This is a genomic window from Paraoerskovia marina DSM 21750, assembly GCF_000701465.1.
Classification (GTDB): Bacteria; Actinomycetota; Actinomycetes; order Actinomycetales; family Cellulomonadaceae; genus Paraoerskovia; species Paraoerskovia marina.
The window spans coordinates 108,732-124,984 of sequence record NZ_JNIY01000009.1 but is presented as its reverse complement, the minus strand read 5'-3'; the positions used below and the strand labels follow the sequence as shown (position 1 = coordinate 124,984).

General features: G+C 63.7%; 9 protein-coding genes and 2 pseudogenes. 10 read left to right on the top strand and 1 reads right to left on the bottom strand.

Features of this window, described 5'->3' with window-relative positions; genetic code table 11:
- Positions 1-17 precede the first annotated feature (17 nt).
- Positions 18-791: a LamB/YcsF family protein gene (locus Q343_RS0111990; protein ID WP_029253813.1), complete on the bottom strand. Its 774-nt coding sequence runs from the start codon at positions 789-791 to the stop codon at positions 18-20.
- Positions 792-876: 85 nt separating this feature from the next.
- Here Q343_RS0111990 and lpdA point away from each other — a divergent pair, with 85 nt between their 5' ends.
- The 10 genes and pseudogenes from lpdA (at position 877) to pglZ (ending at position 16,253) form a co-directional block, all read left to right on the top strand.
- Entirely contained in the window at positions 877-2,280 is a 1,404-nt protein-coding gene (gene lpdA, locus Q343_RS0111985) for a dihydrolipoyl dehydrogenase (protein WP_029253812.1), read from the top strand.
- Positions 2,169-2,600: pseudogene (locus Q343_RS15775) on the top strand (hypothetical protein); the annotation flags it as partial. The gene lpdA and the pseudogene Q343_RS15775, both read left to right, overlap by 112 nt.
- A gap of 106 nt (positions 2,601-2,706) precedes the next feature.
- On the top strand, positions 2,707-3,087 hold the full coding sequence (locus Q343_RS0111980) for a hypothetical protein (protein ID WP_211249007.1): 381 nt from the start codon (positions 2,707-2,709) through the stop codon (positions 3,085-3,087).
- A 1-nt stretch (position 3,088) separates the two neighbouring features.
- A complete protein-coding gene (locus Q343_RS14625) occupies positions 3,089-3,658 on the top strand; it encodes a type IV toxin-antitoxin system AbiEi family antitoxin domain-containing protein (RefSeq protein WP_081829805.1) in 570 nt (189 codons plus the stop codon).
- Positions 3,658-4,599, top strand: a pseudogene (locus tag Q343_RS15720) (nucleotidyl transferase AbiEii/AbiGii toxin family protein). Before Q343_RS14625 ends, Q343_RS15720 begins: the two are co-directional and overlap by 1 nt.
- Positions 4,600-5,636: 1,037 nt before the next feature.
- Complete coding sequence (locus Q343_RS0111955; protein ID WP_029253809.1) at positions 5,637-6,236, top strand: DUF1819 family protein; 600 nt, start codon at positions 5,637-5,639, stop codon at positions 6,234-6,236.
- Positions 6,236-6,847: a DUF1788 domain-containing protein gene (locus tag Q343_RS0111950; protein ID WP_029253808.1), complete on the top strand. Its 612-nt coding sequence runs from the start codon at positions 6,236-6,238 to the stop codon at positions 6,845-6,847. Before Q343_RS0111955 ends, Q343_RS0111950 begins: the two co-directional genes overlap by 1 nt.
- A gap of 4 nt (positions 6,848-6,851) precedes the next feature.
- Complete coding sequence (gene brxC / locus Q343_RS0111945; protein WP_029253807.1) at positions 6,852-10,334, top strand: BREX system P-loop protein BrxC; 3,483 nt, start codon at positions 6,852-6,854, stop codon at positions 10,332-10,334.
- Positions 10,334-13,768 carry a BREX-1 system adenine-specific DNA-methyltransferase PglX gene (gene pglX / locus Q343_RS0111940; RefSeq protein WP_029253806.1) on the top strand — a complete coding sequence of 1,145 codons (3,435 nt, stop codon included), beginning with the start codon at positions 10,334-10,336 and terminating at the stop codon, positions 13,766-13,768. Before brxC ends, pglX begins: the two co-directional genes overlap by 1 nt.
- Positions 13,761-16,253, top strand: coding sequence for a BREX-1 system phosphatase PglZ type A (gene pglZ / locus Q343_RS0111935; RefSeq protein WP_029253805.1), 2,493 nt, complete (start codon positions 13,761-13,763; stop codon positions 16,251-16,253). The genes pglX and pglZ overlap by 8 nt, the downstream gene beginning before the upstream one ends.

Genomic DNA, 16,253 nt, shown 5'->3' with positions numbered 1-16,253 from the left:
CAGGGACCGAAGACCGGTCACGCGAAGGCTCGCAGCGCGACGCCGTCCGCCTCGAGTGCCTCGCGCAGCCGGACGGCACGCTCGACGGCCCCCGGCGAGTCCCCGTGCACGCAGAGCGACCGGGCATCCACGCGGACGGGAGTCCCGTCCGCGGCGGGGACGGGCTGCCCCGTGGCCAACGCGACGGTCCGGGCGACGATCATCTTCTCGTCGGTGAGCAGAGCTCCCGGCTCCGAGCGCGGGACCAGCGTGCCGTCGGCGCGGTAGCCGCGGTCGGTGAACCCCTCGGCCACGGGCTCGTGCCCGGCCCGTTCGGCCGCCACCAGCAGGGCCGACCCGGGCTGGCCAAGAACCGGGAGCGGTCCTCCGCTGCCCGCCAGGCCCACGCCCTCGACGACGGCCACCGCCTGCTCGACGTCCCACGCCGCCCGGTTGTAGAGCGCGCCGTGCGGCTTGACGTAGGCGACGCGCGCACCGGCGGCGCGCGCGAAGACGTCGAGCGCCCCGATCTGGTAGGCGACCTCCGCCGCGAGGTCGCCCGCCGGGACATCCATCGCCCGGCGACCGAACCCCGCCAGGTCCCGGTACGCCACGTGCGCCCCGATGCTCACCCCGCGCTCGACGGCGAGGTCGCAGACCCGCCGCATCGTCGGGGCGTCACCTGCGTGGAAGCCGCAGGCGACGTTCGCGCTCGTCACCACGTCCAGCAGCGCGGCGTCGTCGGTCAGGGTCCACCGGCCGAACCCCTCGGCGAGGTCGGCGTTGAGGTCCATCGTCGTCGTCACAGCCATCGACCCCAACGTACCGGGTGTTCGTCTGCTCACGTCGTGCGCCCGGGGGCGCGCCGACCGCCTCGGGGCAACTAAGGTGGTGGACATGGCTGAGAACCACTATGACGTCGTCCTCCTCGGTGCCGGTCCCGGCGGGTATGTGGCTGCGATCCGCGCCGCACAGCTCGGACTCTCCGTGGCCGTGATCGAGGAGAAGTACTGGGGCGGTGTCTGCCTCAACGTGGGCTGCATCCCGTCGAAGGCGCTGCTGCGCAACGCAGAGCTCGCGCACATCTTCACGCACCAGGCGAAGACCTTCGGTATCAGCGGGGAGGCGACGTTCGACTTCGGCGCAGCCTTCGACCGCAGCCGCCAGGTCGCCGACGGGCGCGTCAAGGGCGTGCACTTCCTGATGAAGAAGAACAAGATCACCGAGTACGACGGCCGCGGGACGTTCGTCGACGCGAAGACGATCGAGGTCCAGGGCTCCGACGGCTCCACGCAGACCGTCACGGGTGAGAACGTCATCATCGCCACCGGCTCGAAGGTCCGCCTGCTGCCCGGCGTGGAACTCTCCGAGAACGTCGTGACCTACGAGAAGCAGATCCTCGAGCGCGAGCTGCCCAAGAAGATGGCGATCGTCGGTGCCGGTGCCATCGGCATGGAGTTCGCCTACGTCATGCGCAACTACGGCGTCGAGGTGACGATCATCGAGTTCCTCGACCGCGCACTGCCGAACGAGGACCCGGACGTCTCCAAGGAGATCGCCAAGCAGTACAAGAAGATCGGTATCCCGATCCTCACCTCGACCAAGGTCGAGACCGTGACCGACAACGGCTCGTCCGTCACCGTCGAGTACACCGCCAAGGACGGTTCGAAGTCCTCCCTCGAGGTCGACCGCGTCCTCATGTCCGTCGGGTTCGCCCCGAACGTCGAGAACTTCGGCCTGGAAAAGACCGGAGTCCAGCTCACCGAGCGCGGCGCCATCGAGATCGACGAGCGCATGCGCACCAACGTCGACGGCGTCTACGCGATCGGCGACGTGACCGCCAAGCTCATGCTGGCTCACGTCGCGGAGGCACAGGGCGTCGTCGCCGCCGAGACCATCGCCGGCGCGGAGACGCAGGAGCTCGGCGACTACCGGATGATGCCGCGGGCCACGTTCTGCCAGCCGCAGGTCGCCAGCTTCGGCCTCACCGAGCAGCAGGCCAAGGACGAGGGCCACGAGATCAAGGTCTCGAACTTCCCGTTCATGGCGAACGGCAAGGCGCACGGCCTCGGCGAGCCGACCGGGTTCGTCAAGCTGATCGCCGACGCCGAGTTCGGCGAGCTCCTCGGCGGGCACATGATCGGCCCGGACGTCTCCGAGCTGCTCCCGGAGCTGACACTCGCGCAGAAGTGGGACCTCACCTCGGCCGAGCTCGCCCGCAACGTGCACACCCACCCGACGCTGTCGGAGGCGCTGCAGGAGGGCTTCCACGGCCTCGAGGGGCACATGATCAACCTCTGATCACTGGCGACGCTCGCGCGTCGCAGAAAGAAGCCCGGCTCAGCAGCATCGCTGCTGAGCCGGGCTTCTTGGTGTCGGCCGTGCGACGAGCTCGCCCGCGCGGGACCAGAAGGTTCATTCCGAGGGCGCGCAGGGGGCACGAACCCGAGTGTCGTGAGCTTCGTGCGCCACCGCCGGAACGCGTTGGGAAGGGTCCAGAGGAGGGGACGGCTCTGGCGGAGACGACGACGGCGAAGAGTCGCCGCGAGGCGTGGGGCCGACTGCGCAAGCTCCCATCAACGCGGTGGCAGGCGAGGTACCCCGCACCGGACGGCAATCTCTACGCAGCGCGCACCGAGGACGACTCCCCCGGCCCCGGTCGAGGTGCTCGGGCTCCAGCGCCGGGACATTGCGTGGAACACCGACCCCACCGCGGCGACGATCTTCGTGCGCCGCCAGAAGAACGGGTCCGCGGGTGGGCCCACCGCCCCGAAGTCGGAGACGGACCTGCGCTCGATGGCGGTGCCGCCGCTGAGGTTCGATCGGCTGCGGGAGCACCTCGGCGAGCGGGTCTGCGCGCGTGCGAAGTCAGCCATTGTCCTGACAAGCGCGAAAGGCAAGGAACACACGTCAGCGTCGCGCTGGAACTCGGTATGGGGCGATCGCCGCAAGGCAGTCGACGGCTTGACAGAGGGCGACCGGTTTCACGACCTGCAGCACACGGGACTCACGCGATCTCCTCACGAGGGCGCGACGCTCGCCGAGCTGATGCGACACGGCGAGCAATACATGGCAGTCAAAAGTGGATCACTAGTGATAGGTTTTTGACATGCCGGGTCCAGGTGGAACTCTCGCGAGAGATGCCTTGCGCGCCCTCGCGGAGGGTCAGAACGGCCTCGTCACCCGCCAGCAGGCCATTCATGATCTGGACCTCACGGCGGGAGCGGTCGACAATCTCGTTGCCCACGGCGGGCTGCTCCCGGTGGCTCGTGGGATCTACCGCGTCCCGTACCTGCCGGGCATCGAGCACGAACAGTTCCAGGTCGCGCTGCTCCGCACCGGCGACCCGGACGCTGCGTTGAGCCACGAGACGGCCCTCGCGCTCCACGAGATCAGCGACATCAACCCTGCGCGGTACCACGTCACCGTTCCCACGGCGCGGCGCATCAGGCGGTCCGACAACGACGCTTTCGTCGTCCACGTCGACGAGCTGAAGCCAGATCAGCTCGGTTGGTGGAACCTCATGCGTATCGTCACCGCGACGACAGCGATCGAACAGTGCACCGCCGGCGGCACGCCGAGCTACCTGCTGCGCCAAGCCATCGAACGCGGAGAGCGGACCAGCGCGGTCCGTCGCGACGACGTCGCCCGCCTGACCCAACTTCTGGAGGATCGCTGATGGCCGAGTCTCGTCCGGCCGAGAAGACGCTCGCCGACCTCAAGCCCAAGGCGAAGCCGCCGGCCAGCGCGTCGATCCTGGCGCAGTGGGTCACCCACGCGGAGAAGGCGCTCGACGTGCCTGCAGCCGGTGGACGCATGGGGTGGCTCGTAGCCTCTACCGTCGTGATCGCCGCGCTCCAACGCGCGAGCGACGGCGGCACGCCCCGCTTCCTGCTCAAGGGTGGGACGTACCTTCAGCATCGGCTCGGCAATACAGCACGCGCCACCAGCGACCTCGACGGACTCGTGCGCGGTGACATCGACGACTTCATCATCGCGCTCGACGACGCTTTCGCCGAGCAATGAGGCCCGCTGACCCTCACTCGGTCGGAGGTCGAGGTCATCCAGACGCCGACCCGAGTCATCCAGCCCCGGCGCTTCCAGGTGTTCGTCAGCCTCAAGGGTCAGATCTGGCGCAAGGTCCAGGTCGAGATCGCGCCGGACGAGGGTGGCGCGGGTGCCACGCCGGAGACGATTCCTGCGCCTCGCCTCGAACCCTTCGGCCTGCCTACGCCGGACACCCTCGTCACGATCGCGATGCGGTTCCAGGTCGCACAGAAGATCCACGCGGCCTCGGACCCCCATGATCCCCCGACGAGTATCAACGACCGCCCTCGCGACGTCGTCGACCTCGTGCTGCTGCGGTCGCTGATCGAGGCGGAGGGACAACCGACCCTGAACGACATCCGTACGGCAGCAGTCGCCGTCTGCGAAGCGCGCGCTCAGGATGCCCGGGAACTCGGCCGCCCTGAGCGCTCATGGCCGCCGCTGATGAGCCCTCACGACCACTGGGTGCGCGACTACGCGGCGGCGGCCCACGACGCCGGGCTGTCGATGTCGCTGGACGAGGCGGTCGCGACGGTCAACGAGTGGATCGTCCAGATCGAAAGCACAAAGTAGGCGAAGCGGCCCACGCCGGTATCGGCGCGGGCAATCGCGTCTCCACGGCGATGTGCTTGGTGACCAGCGACCACCGCTGGCCATCACTGTCACCGAGGGAGACTCCGATGGACGCACAGCTGGCACTCGTGGCCGCGCCGGTCAACGAGCACGTCGACGCCCGGTCCGCGAGGCCCGTCGAGCTACGAAAACGGCCGGCGGCAGTCCGGGCCCACCATCAATAGGTCGCCGCCGGATAGGCACTCGTCAAGCTTGTCGTTGCCGCCGAACTCATCGGGGGTGTCGGTCAAGACGCTCCGGCACCGCATCACCGCGAACGTGCTGTGGGCGTACCGCGTTGGCGGCGGCCAGGCCATCCGAGTAAACCTCGACGAGGTCCGCGACGCACTACTCGTCCCTACGACAAGGCGTGAAAGCCGTGCGAAGATCCATGTCATCAACGGCGGGCCCATATCGAGCTCCAGTCCGCTCACTGTCCAACTCGGCCGGGCCGGAATCGAAGCCCAAGGGCCACTGCCGCCGGGGCGATGTTCTGCAAAGGTCGACGCCAAGACCGCCGTCACCAAAGGCTGTGATGCACCTCTGCCGCCCGTGTAGCTCGGCGCCCTAACCGCCTGACATGCTTGTCTGCCGGGACCTCGCCGCGTCGGAGGTGATACATCCGGCTCTCGCCGATCAGACCCAGTCAAACCAGGTCACAGCATCCCCCAGCCCGGGTAGAGTTGCGCCGTCCTAGTTTTCCAGTACCGAGTAGGTGGGTGATCGACCATGGTCGACCCGTGGCTGTCCGCTGACGGCGTCGCCCTCCACCTCGGTGTCACGAAGGACATCGTCTACGCGTGGATCGCTGGGAGGGGCACGCCGGTCCAGAAGGTGGGCCTACTTTGGAAGGTCCATACGAGTGAGATCGATGGCTAGATTCGCAGCGGCAGCGCTGCAGCATGGAATGAGTCCTCCGGCGAGGGGTGAGACCACCGTTGTCAGTGCTCCGCAGTACATTGCTCGACCTGCCTGACTCTGGACGGAGGCCCGCCTTGATGAACGATCGTTGTGAGCGCTACGCGCTGTCGTTCACGACCGGCGGCCTGCTCGAGCAGGAGGCCGCGGTTTTGGCCCCTGTGCACATCGAGCATCGCGACTGGGCGAACGTCCGTGACGTCGCCGTCGCCCAGAATCTCCTTCAGAGTCGAACCCGCAGCACGGGCGTCCGCCGCGTACGCGAGACGGTCAAGCGGATGTCGGCACTCACGGATCGCGAGGTTGAGATCCTCACCGATGTCACCACTACGGAACGCGGTCACTTGATGTGGGCTGCCGCCTGCCGTCGATACGACTTCATCGGGGAGTTCGCCGAGGAAGTCCTCCGCGAGAGGTTCCTCACCCTGGCGGGCACGGTCTCCTACGCGGACTACGACTCGTTCTACCGCGCCAAGGCGATGTGGCACGACGAACTCGACGCCACGTCGGCCGCCACCTACAAGAAGCTCAGGCAGGTGCTCTTCAGGATGATGGTCGAGGCAGGTCTGCTGACGGCCAAGGGCGCAATCGAGCCCGCCCTCATCTCCGCCCGCGTCGCCGAGTACCTCACGGAGCGCACGCCGAGCGACATCCGCTTTTTCCCGACGAGGGGGGTCTGATGCCCCTGCACCCCAAGCCCACGCTGGCTCAGCAAGAAGCGCACCTGTTCAACGTGCTCAGCAGCGAGCGCTTCCTGAAGATGGAGGGCCTCGGCAACGAGGTCGCTCACTTCATCTACGACTACGATCCTGCATGGGCACTCGACGTCGCCCAGGCGAAGAAGCGCATCAAGACCAAGCTCGACACCGAGCTGGGCATCAAGGTCGTCGAGATCAACCTCTACGACCTGTGTATCGAACTGCTCAAGGCACGCAATGTCTGGGAACGGGTTCTCGCCGCCGAGCCGACGATGGACAAGCCCGACTTCCTCAAGATGCTCCAGAACATGCTCGACCCGCAGATGCACCTGGCCCCGGCCATCAAGGAACGCACCGCAGGCAAATCCTTCCAGATCCTCTTCCTCACCGGTGTCGGCGAGGTGTTCCCGTTTGTGCGTTCACACACGGTGCTGAACAACCTGCAGACCGCCGTATCGGACACGCCGATGCTGATGTTCTTCCCGGGACGGTACGAGGTGTCGGCCACGCAGGGCTCGGCGCTCGTGCTATTCGGCCAACTCAAAGACGACTCATTTTACCGCGCGAAGCGCATCCTCGACCAGGAAGCATGACCCGATGAAACTCAACGAGATCTTCCTCAAAGACGTCGCCCGCTCGATCGAGGGCGTCGTCAAGGCCGACGACGTCGACCACGTGGGCACCGAGGTCGAGGAGTACGTCTTTACCAATGACGCCGCGAAGGGTGTCGCGCCGCTGCTGGAGGAGTACACGAATTACACCAACGCCAACGGCGTGTGGATCTCGGGATTCTTCGGCTCTGGCAAGTCCCACCTGCTTAAGATGCTCGCCCACCTACTCGGCGACGTCGAGGGCCAAGCGTTCCCGCGCGAGAAGGTGAGCGAGAGCTTCCTCGGCAAAACCAGCGACGCGTTCCTGGTCGCGTCGCTGAAGAAAGCAGCCGCGATCCCGGCCAAGAGCCTGCTGTTCAACATCGACCAGAAGGCGACCCTGATTGCCAAGGACCAGACTGACGCCCTGCTCAAGGTGTTCGTCAAGGTGTTCGATGAGAGCCGTGGCTACTTCGGCAACGACGGCGCGGTCGCCCGCTTCGAGGAGGACCTCGACAAGCGCGGCCAGTACGAGTCCTTCAAGGAGGCATTCGCCAGGCACGCCGGCATCGATTGGTCCCAGGGTCGCGAGCAGACCGCGCTGGAGGGCCACAACATCGACAGGGCGTTCGCCCAGGTCAACGGCGAGGCGAACCCCGGCATCATCGCCCAGTACCAGAAGTCCTATGCGGTCTCGATCGAAGACTTCGCCACGTCTGTCAAGGCATGGATCGACAAGCAGGAGCCCGGCTTCCGTCTCAACTTCTTCGTCGACGAGGTCGGCCAGTTCATCGCCGACGACGTCAAACTGATGCTTAACCTCCAGACGATTGCCGAGTCCCTCAACACCAAGAGCGAGGGACGCTCGTGGGTTTTCGTCACCTCGCAGGAGGACATGGACAAGGTCATCGGCGACCGCACGCGACAGCAGGGCAATGACTTCTCCAAGATCCAGGCTCGTTTCAGTGCCAAGGTGAAGTTAACCAGCCAGGACGTCGAAGAGGTCATCAGCAAGCGTCTGCTGGAGAAGAATGATGCGGGCGCCGGCGTGCTCAAGACGATCCACTCCACGCAGGCGGCGAACTTCCCGACAATCTTTAACTTCGTCGACGGTGCGAAGACTTACCGCAACTACGTGGACGAAGGCCGCTTCATCAATACCTACCCCTTCGTCACCTACCAGATCCCGATGTTCCAGGCCGCGATCGAAGGCCTGTCCGACCACAACATGTTCGAGGGCAAGAACAGCTCGGTAGGCGAGCGCTCCATGCTAGGCGTGGTTCAGGAGGTCGCCAAGCGGATCGGCGGCGAGCAGGTGGGCTACCTGGCTACGTTCGACCAGATGTTCTCGGGCATCAGCGCTGCCCTGAAGTCGGCGGCGCAGAGTGCCATCCTCCAGGCCGAGAAGCACCTCCCCGACAACGGCTCGGACATTACAGTCCTCGCCAATCGCCTCCTGAAGGCGCTCTTCCTGGTCAAGTACGTCGACACCTTCAAGGCCACGCCACGCAACCTCACCGTGCTCGTCTACGACCGCTTTGGCCTCGACCTCACCGGGTTGGGCAAGCAGGTGCAGGAGGCGCTCAACCTGCTGGAGACGCAGTCGTACGTCCAGCGCAACGGCAACGTTTACGAGTACCTCACCAACGAGGAGCAGGAGATCGAAAAGGAGATCAAGGCGGTCGACATCGACTCCTCCGAGGTCTCCAACAAGCTCTTCCGGTACCTATCATCCGACATCCTCAAGACCAACAAACTCAAGTACGTAAAGAATGGCCAGGACTTCGCGTTCGGCTATAAACTCGACGACACCGTGCAGGGGAACCAGCGCGATTTGACCATCCACTTCATCACCTCCGAGACCAGTTACACCGACGCCGAGATCAAGGCGCAGAGCATGGGCCGAGACGAGCTGCGCGTATTCCTCGGTCGTGACAAGCGGTTGCTCGCCGACCTGCGCCTGCTGCTCAAGACAGAGAAGTACACGAAGCAACGCACCAACTCTGGCGCTACAGCCTCGATGCAGGCCATTCTTCAGTCCAAGCAGGTGCTCAACGCCGACCGCGAGAAGGAGATGATCGAGCGTCTCCGTCAGGCTGTCGGCAAGGCACAGCTGATCATCAACGCTGCCGAGGTTGCCTCCGGCTCGCAAGACGCCATTGGGCGCGTCGCCGACGGGTTTCAGGAGCTCGTGAGCCGTACCTACACGAACCTCGGCCTACTCGGCGGAAAGGTGTTCTCGGAGCAGCAGGTCGCGAGTGTCGTGAGAAGCGAACAAGGTCTAGTTGACACGGCGATCTTGAGCACGCTGAACTCACCTGGCACGGAGATGGAGGCCAGGATCATCACTCAGACGGGACTGGGCGAGCAAGTGACGATCAAGAAGATTGTCGAACACTTCGAGACCAAGCCCTACGGTTGGGATCTCGGTTCCATCGAAGTCGTGCTCGGGTGGCTCGTCGGCCAGGGCAAGGTGGCGCTGAACGTCGATTCCAACGCGGTCACCCGCACCGAGGCAGCAAACCTGATCCGCAATACGGGCAAGCACCAATACGTTATTGTCGCACCGCAGAAGACATACAACCAAGTCAAAGTCGCTGCGTTCAAAAAGTTCTGCACAGACTTCTTCGACGAGGGCGCCGTGCCGAACGACCCCGCCGAACTTGCCCAGTTCGGCAAAGACAAGCTCAGGGCTAGGCGTGAAGAGCTCGCAGGCCTCGTAAGTAGCAGTCGGTACCCGTTTGTCGTCCAGTTGTCCGATGTAGTCGCGCTGCTCGACGAGGCCGTGGGCAAGCAGCCTGACTGGTACCTGAGCGAGTTCGATAAGGCTGATGAGTTGCTTGAGGCCAAGGAAGACCTGATCGACCCCGTCAAGTCATTCGTCAACGGCCAGCAGGCCAGAATCTTTGATGAAGCGCAGACCGTCCTGAGCAAAAACGCCGAAAACATCGCCTACCTCCCCGTAGGAAGCGCCGACACAGTTACGTCGCTGCTCACTGACCCCAATGCCTTCCGTGGCAACAAGATGAATCAGCTCAAAGCCGCCGCGGACAGCTTGCGCGGTCAGATTGAAAACATTGTCGCCAACAAGCGCGCGGACGTGTCCGCGGCGATCGAGGGCCGCAAGACCGAGATCCTCGGAAGTGCCTACTACGCCGACGCCACTCCTGACACGCGGGCTAGCGTGCTCGAGTACGTCGATCGCATTCTTGAACGACTTGAAGGCGAGATTCAAGCGCCGCTCATTCTCCAGGTGGGAGCGAGCTTCGAACACGATGGCTACCCCTCTCTGCTAAGCCAACTAGTCGAGTCGCAGCAGCGGGGGGCCAACGACAGCCAGCCGCCGAAGCCCGTGGTCTCGATAAAGTCGATCAACGTGCCTGGCGCGTCGGGTGTCATTGAATCGGAAGCCGACGTTGACACCTACCTTGCCACGTACCGCGCCGCGCTCGTCGAGACCCTAAACGATGGAAAGCGAATCACGCTCTGATGGATACCGCACCGCTGAAGTCTTTCGCCATCTCGGCGCGTACGGAGCTAATCCGTGAGGTTGGTGCGCGCATTGCTGCAGTTCTTGCACCGGGCTCGCCTGAGCGTGTTGAGCAGCCCCGCGCTGTGACCGCGCTGGAGCGGGCTATCGCCGCCCAGGGCGGTGATTTCTCAGGCAAGGCTTATGTGACCGACAAGGTCGCCTACATCTGGTTCAACCGAATCATCGCCCTACGCTTCATGGACGCCAACGGCTACACCGACCTCGGAGTTGTTTCGCCGGCCGCAGATCAAGTCGGCCAGCCCGAGGTGCTCGCCTCGGCCAAGCGCGGCCAGATCGATGGCGATGTGGTGAGGGGCGCGAACGTGGCCATCATCACGGGGCTACTGGACGGCACCCGGCCCCCGCGATCGGGGGGCGATGCCCAGACCGAGGCATACGCGCTGCTGCTCGCGGATTACTGTCGCTACTGGAACCAGGCGATGCCGTTCATGTTCGAGCGCGAGGGTGGCTACACGGAACTGCTAATCCCCGCGAACCTGCTCGCCGAGGAGTCCGCCCTCAGCCGGTCCGTCAAGGTGCTCTCTGAAGAAGTGTGCCAGGACGTCGAGGTCATTGGCTGGCTTTACCAGTTCTACATTTCGGAGCGGAAAGACGAGGTGTTCGCCGGGTTCAAGAAGAACAAGAAGGCCGGCGCCGATGAGATCCCCGCCGCCACACAATTGTTCACCCCACACTGGATCGTCCGATACCTCGTTGAGAACTCCCTCGGTCGACTGTGGATGCTCAACCACCCCGAGTCCCGGCTCGTCGACCAGATGGACTACTACATCGCTCCGGTCGACGAGGAGCCCGATATTCTGGAGATCTCCACGCCAGAGGAGCTGAACGTGATCGACCCGGCGTGCGGGTCGGGCCACATGCTCACGTACGCCTTCGACCTCCTGTACGCGATCTATGAGGAGGAGGGATACACGCCGTCCGAGATCCCTAGCCTCATCCTCACGAACAACCTCTATGGCACCGAGATCGACCCGCGCGCCGGTGCGCTGGCTGCCTTCGCTTTGACGATGAAGGCCACCTCGAGGCGCAAGCGCTTCTTGAAGGACGCGGTCGAGCCGCACGTCTGCGTGATCGAGCCAGTTTCATTCAGCGCTGACGAACTGGACTTCCTTCTCAGCCTCGGTGGGGACCGTGGTGCAGAAGAAGCGTTCTGGAACCTGTTTTCTAAGGCAGACACCTGCGGGTCCTTGGTCAATCCGCCAACGGGGCAGGCGGACCGGCTTGCACGGCACCTTGGAGTACTCGGCGCCGGCGACGATCTCCTGCAATCGGACATTGTTGCACGAGCCAACCGAGTAGTTCGCCAAGCATCCTACTTGACGCCTAAGTATGCAGTCGCGATCGCGAATCCTCCGTACATGGGCAGCAAGAACATGGGCGGACCCCTGGCTGAGTACATCGCTCGTAGGTTCCCGGAGGCAAAGTCGGACCTATACTCCGCTTTCATCGAGCGCTGTCACGAACTGGTTCCACGCGGCTTCGTTGCGATGATCACGATGCAGTCCTGGACATTCCAGACAACCTTCGGCAAGTTCCGTTCCTCACTGCTCGAAACAAGCACGCTCGTCGCAATGATTGGACTCGGCACGGGTGCCTTCGATTCATTCGGCGGAGAGGTCGTTAACACGTGCGCATTCATTACCTCTCGCGGGGGTTTGCGCTCGACCGTCGGCGCATTCCACCGAATGGAGGAACACGGGGAATCCGCAATGTCACGCGAGTTTCGGCGGGCGCGGGAGACGGGGCTGCTTTCGCGGATCGCATCCTCCGAGTTCAAGTCCTTCCCGAATTCGGTGATCGCATACTGGCTTACTCCAAAGCAGGCTCACCATCTCAGCCACGATGACCCCATTTCCTCCGTAGCTGATGCTCGCGTCGGTCTGCAAACTGGTGACAATGACCGCTTTCTCCGCTATTGGTGGGAGGTCTCCTACGCGACCACACAGATGAGTCGGTCTGACAGTGACGAGGCTCGGTGGTTGCCGTATAGCAAGGGCGGCCCGTTCCGCAAGTGGTTTGGCAACATGGAAATGGTCGTTGATTGGGCGCAGGACGGCGCAGACATCAAGAGCAACCGTGATGCTGCGGGCAAATTGCGGGCTCGTCCACAGAATCAGAGGTACTACGGACGGCCAGCAGTAGAGTGGTCTGATATCGGACAGCCCGTTCTTGGCGCACGACTGCGTGATACCGGCACCATGTTTGATGTTGTATCGATGAGCCTTTTCAGCCCTAGCGACGATTATGACGACCTCCTCACGTTTCTTGCCTACCTCAACTCGTCGGTGGCTGACCTCTACATCAAAGCCGTGGCCCCAGGAATGCACGCCAATACGGGGTACGTCTCGGTGCTGCCATGGCGCAATCCCACGGAGAGATTGAGAGTAGCCAGGCGTGCTGAACACTGCATCGAGATCGCGAGGCGAAACTGGGAGCGTCGTGAGACTGCGATAGGATTCCGTGAATTGGACGTTCTTGCTGCCACGAGGGCAGCTTCGGGCGCCGTTGCGGCCGGCGCCCAGGCGGTGGTTGATCAGGTAGCTCAGGACATTAAAGCGATGGCCGCGGCTGAGACTGCCAACAACGCGGAGTTCAATGCACTCTTCCGCTTGGATGGTGAAGCTCAGGAAGAGGTGCACGTCGACGAGGTAACTCTTGACACACCCTCAGCAGCATCGTTGGCATCTGAGCTTGTGTCCGTCGCAGTTGGCTGCATGTTCGGCCGGTACAGCCTCGATGAACCCGGTCTGATCGTCGCGGATCAGGGGATGACATTGCAGGAATACCTTCAAAAGGTTCCGACGCCAAGCTTCGTGCCGGACGCTGACAACGTCATCCCCGTTGTCGACGGTGACTGGTTCGAGGATGACATCGTCGATCGATTCCGGCAGTTCCTCCGCGCAGCGTTTGGCGACGAGTACTTTGAGGCCAACCTGCGGTTCGTGACTGAGTCGCTCGGAGTGAAGAACCTGCGCACCTACTTCGTGAAGTCCTTCTACAAGGACCACGTCCAGCGGTATAGGCGGCGCCCGATCTACTGGTTGTTTTCCAGCCCGAGCGGTTCTTTTAGCGCGCTGGTATACATGCATCGGTACTCGCCGACGACGGTCTCGACGGTCCTGTCCTACCTGCGTGAGTACGTGACCAAGTTGGAGTCGACCCTGCAGCAAGTTGAGCGTGTGGGGAACGCCAAAGAAGCGGACCGGCTCCGCAAGGTACTCCTCGAGTTGAAGGGGTACGAGCACGATATCCTCTACCCTAAGGCGTCCGAGAACGTGGCGATCGCACTCGGTGACGGGGTCAAAGCGAACTACCCGAAGTTCGGTGCTGCCCTCAAGAAGGTTCCGGGTTTGGAGGCGGCCAGTGACTGATCTGACCGCCGTCCAGGAGGCGCTCCGAGGCCGTCTGGCGTCCGAGCGTGTCGTGTTTTGGAATGACCCCACTGGTGAGTACGCCGCCGACCTCGACGCGCTCGACCTTGGCGCGGTCAACGTCATCCGCGTTAAGGGCAACGAGCTCGGCGCAAAGAACACGATCATCGCCGACCACGTCAACAAGCACCTCGTCTACCGAGCCGGCGACGTCTCGCGCGGCACCGGAAACTGGCTGCTCGACCTCGAACTCGCGTACGGCGTCTTCACAGCCGACAAGACCTCGATGTTGCAACAGGAGCTTGGCCTCAACGACTCAGCCCTGCTGCCGGTCATCGAGCGGCACCAGAAGTTCTTTGCCGCGAACAGCCGCAAGCAGGCGCTGGAGAAGCTCCTCACCGACGGAGACGACGCCGCACGCCTTCGCGCCAAGATGTGCCAGGTGCTCGTCAAGGCTTCAGGGAACAAGCTGACCGACATCGTCCGCGAACTCCTCGTCGAGAATGCCGCCGGGAAGAGCGCCAAGTTCGACGACCTCGTCGCCTTCGGCCTCGACCAGTTCTTCTGGGACGGGCTCGCCAGCATCTACAGTTACCCGAGCGCGACCCCGACCATGGACGACTTCGTGCTGTGGATGTTCGGCCGCGCCATCGAAGACTTCGCCTCGGACGCGCCCGACGAGTTCCGCAACATCCGCAGTGACTTCAACGCCCTGCGCTACGACGTGCGCACGCAGTACGTGATGACGACCCTCGCGTCCCGTGCGGCCGACGCGCTCGACGTGAACTCGAAGATCGACCAGCGCGACTACCGCGAACTGGCCAAGAGCACGATCTTCGAGGAGGTCGACCGCAAGGTCATCGTCGACCTAGCTGCCGCCGTCACCACCCAGTCGGTGACGCCCCGTGAGGTCGCGGACATCGTTCGGCAGCGTCAGCACAGCCTGTGGAGCGCCAAGTACGCCAAGCTCTACGACGCGATCCAGAGCGCCTCGGAGCTGCTCGCGGCTCTCGCTGCGTTGCCGCACGCCATCGCCTCAGCCACGGTTGGGTTGGAAAAGTACCAGTCGGACTGGTTCCGCATCGACCAGCACTACCGCTGGTTCACGTACGCGCACCAGACCGCCGACTTCCACAAGCCGCTCGAAGCGCTAAAGGCCGAGGTCGACAAGCAGTACACCAACAAGTACCTCTACGACTTCGGCGGGCTCTGGCAGCAGGCCCTTGAACCCATGAGCGAGTGGAAGTCTGAGACGCTCGCGCCGCAGGCGAGGTTCTTCGACCGTCACGTCGCCCCCGTCGTCAAGGACGGTCGCACCAAGGTGGTCGTGATCATCTCCGACGGCATGCGGTATGAGATCGCCGAGCAACTCGCGTCGATGATCCGCGGCGAGGACCGCTTCGATGCCTCGCTCTCCGCTGTGCTCGGCTCGCTGCCGAGCTACACCCAACTTGGCATGGCGTCGCTGCTGCCGCACTCCAGCTTGGAACTCGACCCGGACGGCCTCCCGGTGCTCGCGGACGGGAAGCCGACGAACGGCACCGCGAACCGCGGCAAGATCCTGCAAGCGGTCAAGGGGCATGCCATGAGCGCGGCCGAGGTGCTGGCCATGCCGGGGAGCGAACTTCGCGAGCTGTACACGAAGCACCAGGTCTTCTACGTCTATCACGACCGGATCGACGCCGCGGGCGACAAGGCCCCGACCGAGCGGACCGTCTTCGAGGCTGCCGAGGAGACCCTTCGCGAGCTGCTGCTCCTGGTGAAGAAGTGGACCAACGCCAACGCGACGAACATCCTCATCACCGCCGACCACGGGTTCCAATTCCAAGACACTCCGCTGGAGCAGGCCTACTACCTCTCGGAGAGCCCGCATGGTGACGCGGTCACCAAGACCAACCGCCGCTTCGTGCTCGGCCGGTCGCTGAAGCCGTCGCCCTCCTTCATGACGTTCACCTCCGCCCAGGCAGGGCTCGCGGGAGACATCGACATCCAGATCCCCAAGTCGATCCACCGCATCCCGCTACCCGGCCCTGGCACCCGCTACGTGCACGGTGGCGCTTCGCTCCAGGAGATAGTCGTGCCGGTGATCGCGGTCAACAAGAAGCGCAAGAGCGACATCCGACCGGTAGGTGTCGACCTCATGCCCGAGACCGACAAGATCACCACCGGGCAGCTCGCCGTCAAGCTACTTCAGCGCGAGGCGGTCACCGACAAGATCCAGGCGCGCCAGGTGCGGCTCGGCCTCTACGTCGGCGACACGCTGATCTCCGACCAGCCCGTCCTTACCTTCGACAGCGCATCCGATGACCAGCGCGACCGCTATCAGAAGGCCGTGCTGTACCTGACCCAGGACGCCGACCAGTACAACAACCGGTCCGTCGAGCTGCGGCTCGAAGAGCCGATCCCGAACACGACGCAGTGGAAGTCGTTCTCGAAGGGGAACTACACCATCAAGCGGTCGTTCACGACGGACTTCGACTTCTAG

What these genes read in the sequence shown, in the direction of transcription:
- Q343_RS0111990 (WP_029253813.1), bottom strand. Translation starts at nt 791, where the DNA reads ATGGCTGTGACGACGACGATGGACCTCAACGCCGACCTCGCCGAGGGG.
- Q343_RS0111950 (WP_029253808.1), top strand. Translation starts at nt 6,236, where the DNA reads ATGCCCCTGCACCCCAAGCCCACGCTGGCTCAGCAAGAAGCGCACCTG.
- Q343_RS14625 (WP_081829805.1), top strand. Translation starts at nt 3,089, where the DNA reads ATGCCGGGTCCAGGTGGAACTCTCGCGAGAGATGCCTTGCGCGCCCTC.
- Q343_RS0111955 (WP_029253809.1), top strand. Translation starts at nt 5,637, where the DNA reads ATGAACGATCGTTGTGAGCGCTACGCGCTGTCGTTCACGACCGGCGGC.
- pglX (WP_029253806.1), top strand. Translation starts at nt 10,334, where the DNA reads ATGGATACCGCACCGCTGAAGTCTTTCGCCATCTCGGCGCGTACGGAG.
- lpdA (WP_029253812.1), top strand. Translation starts at nt 877, where the DNA reads ATGGCTGAGAACCACTATGACGTCGTCCTCCTCGGTGCCGGTCCCGGC.
- brxC (WP_029253807.1), top strand. Translation starts at nt 6,852, where the DNA reads ATGAAACTCAACGAGATCTTCCTCAAAGACGTCGCCCGCTCGATCGAG.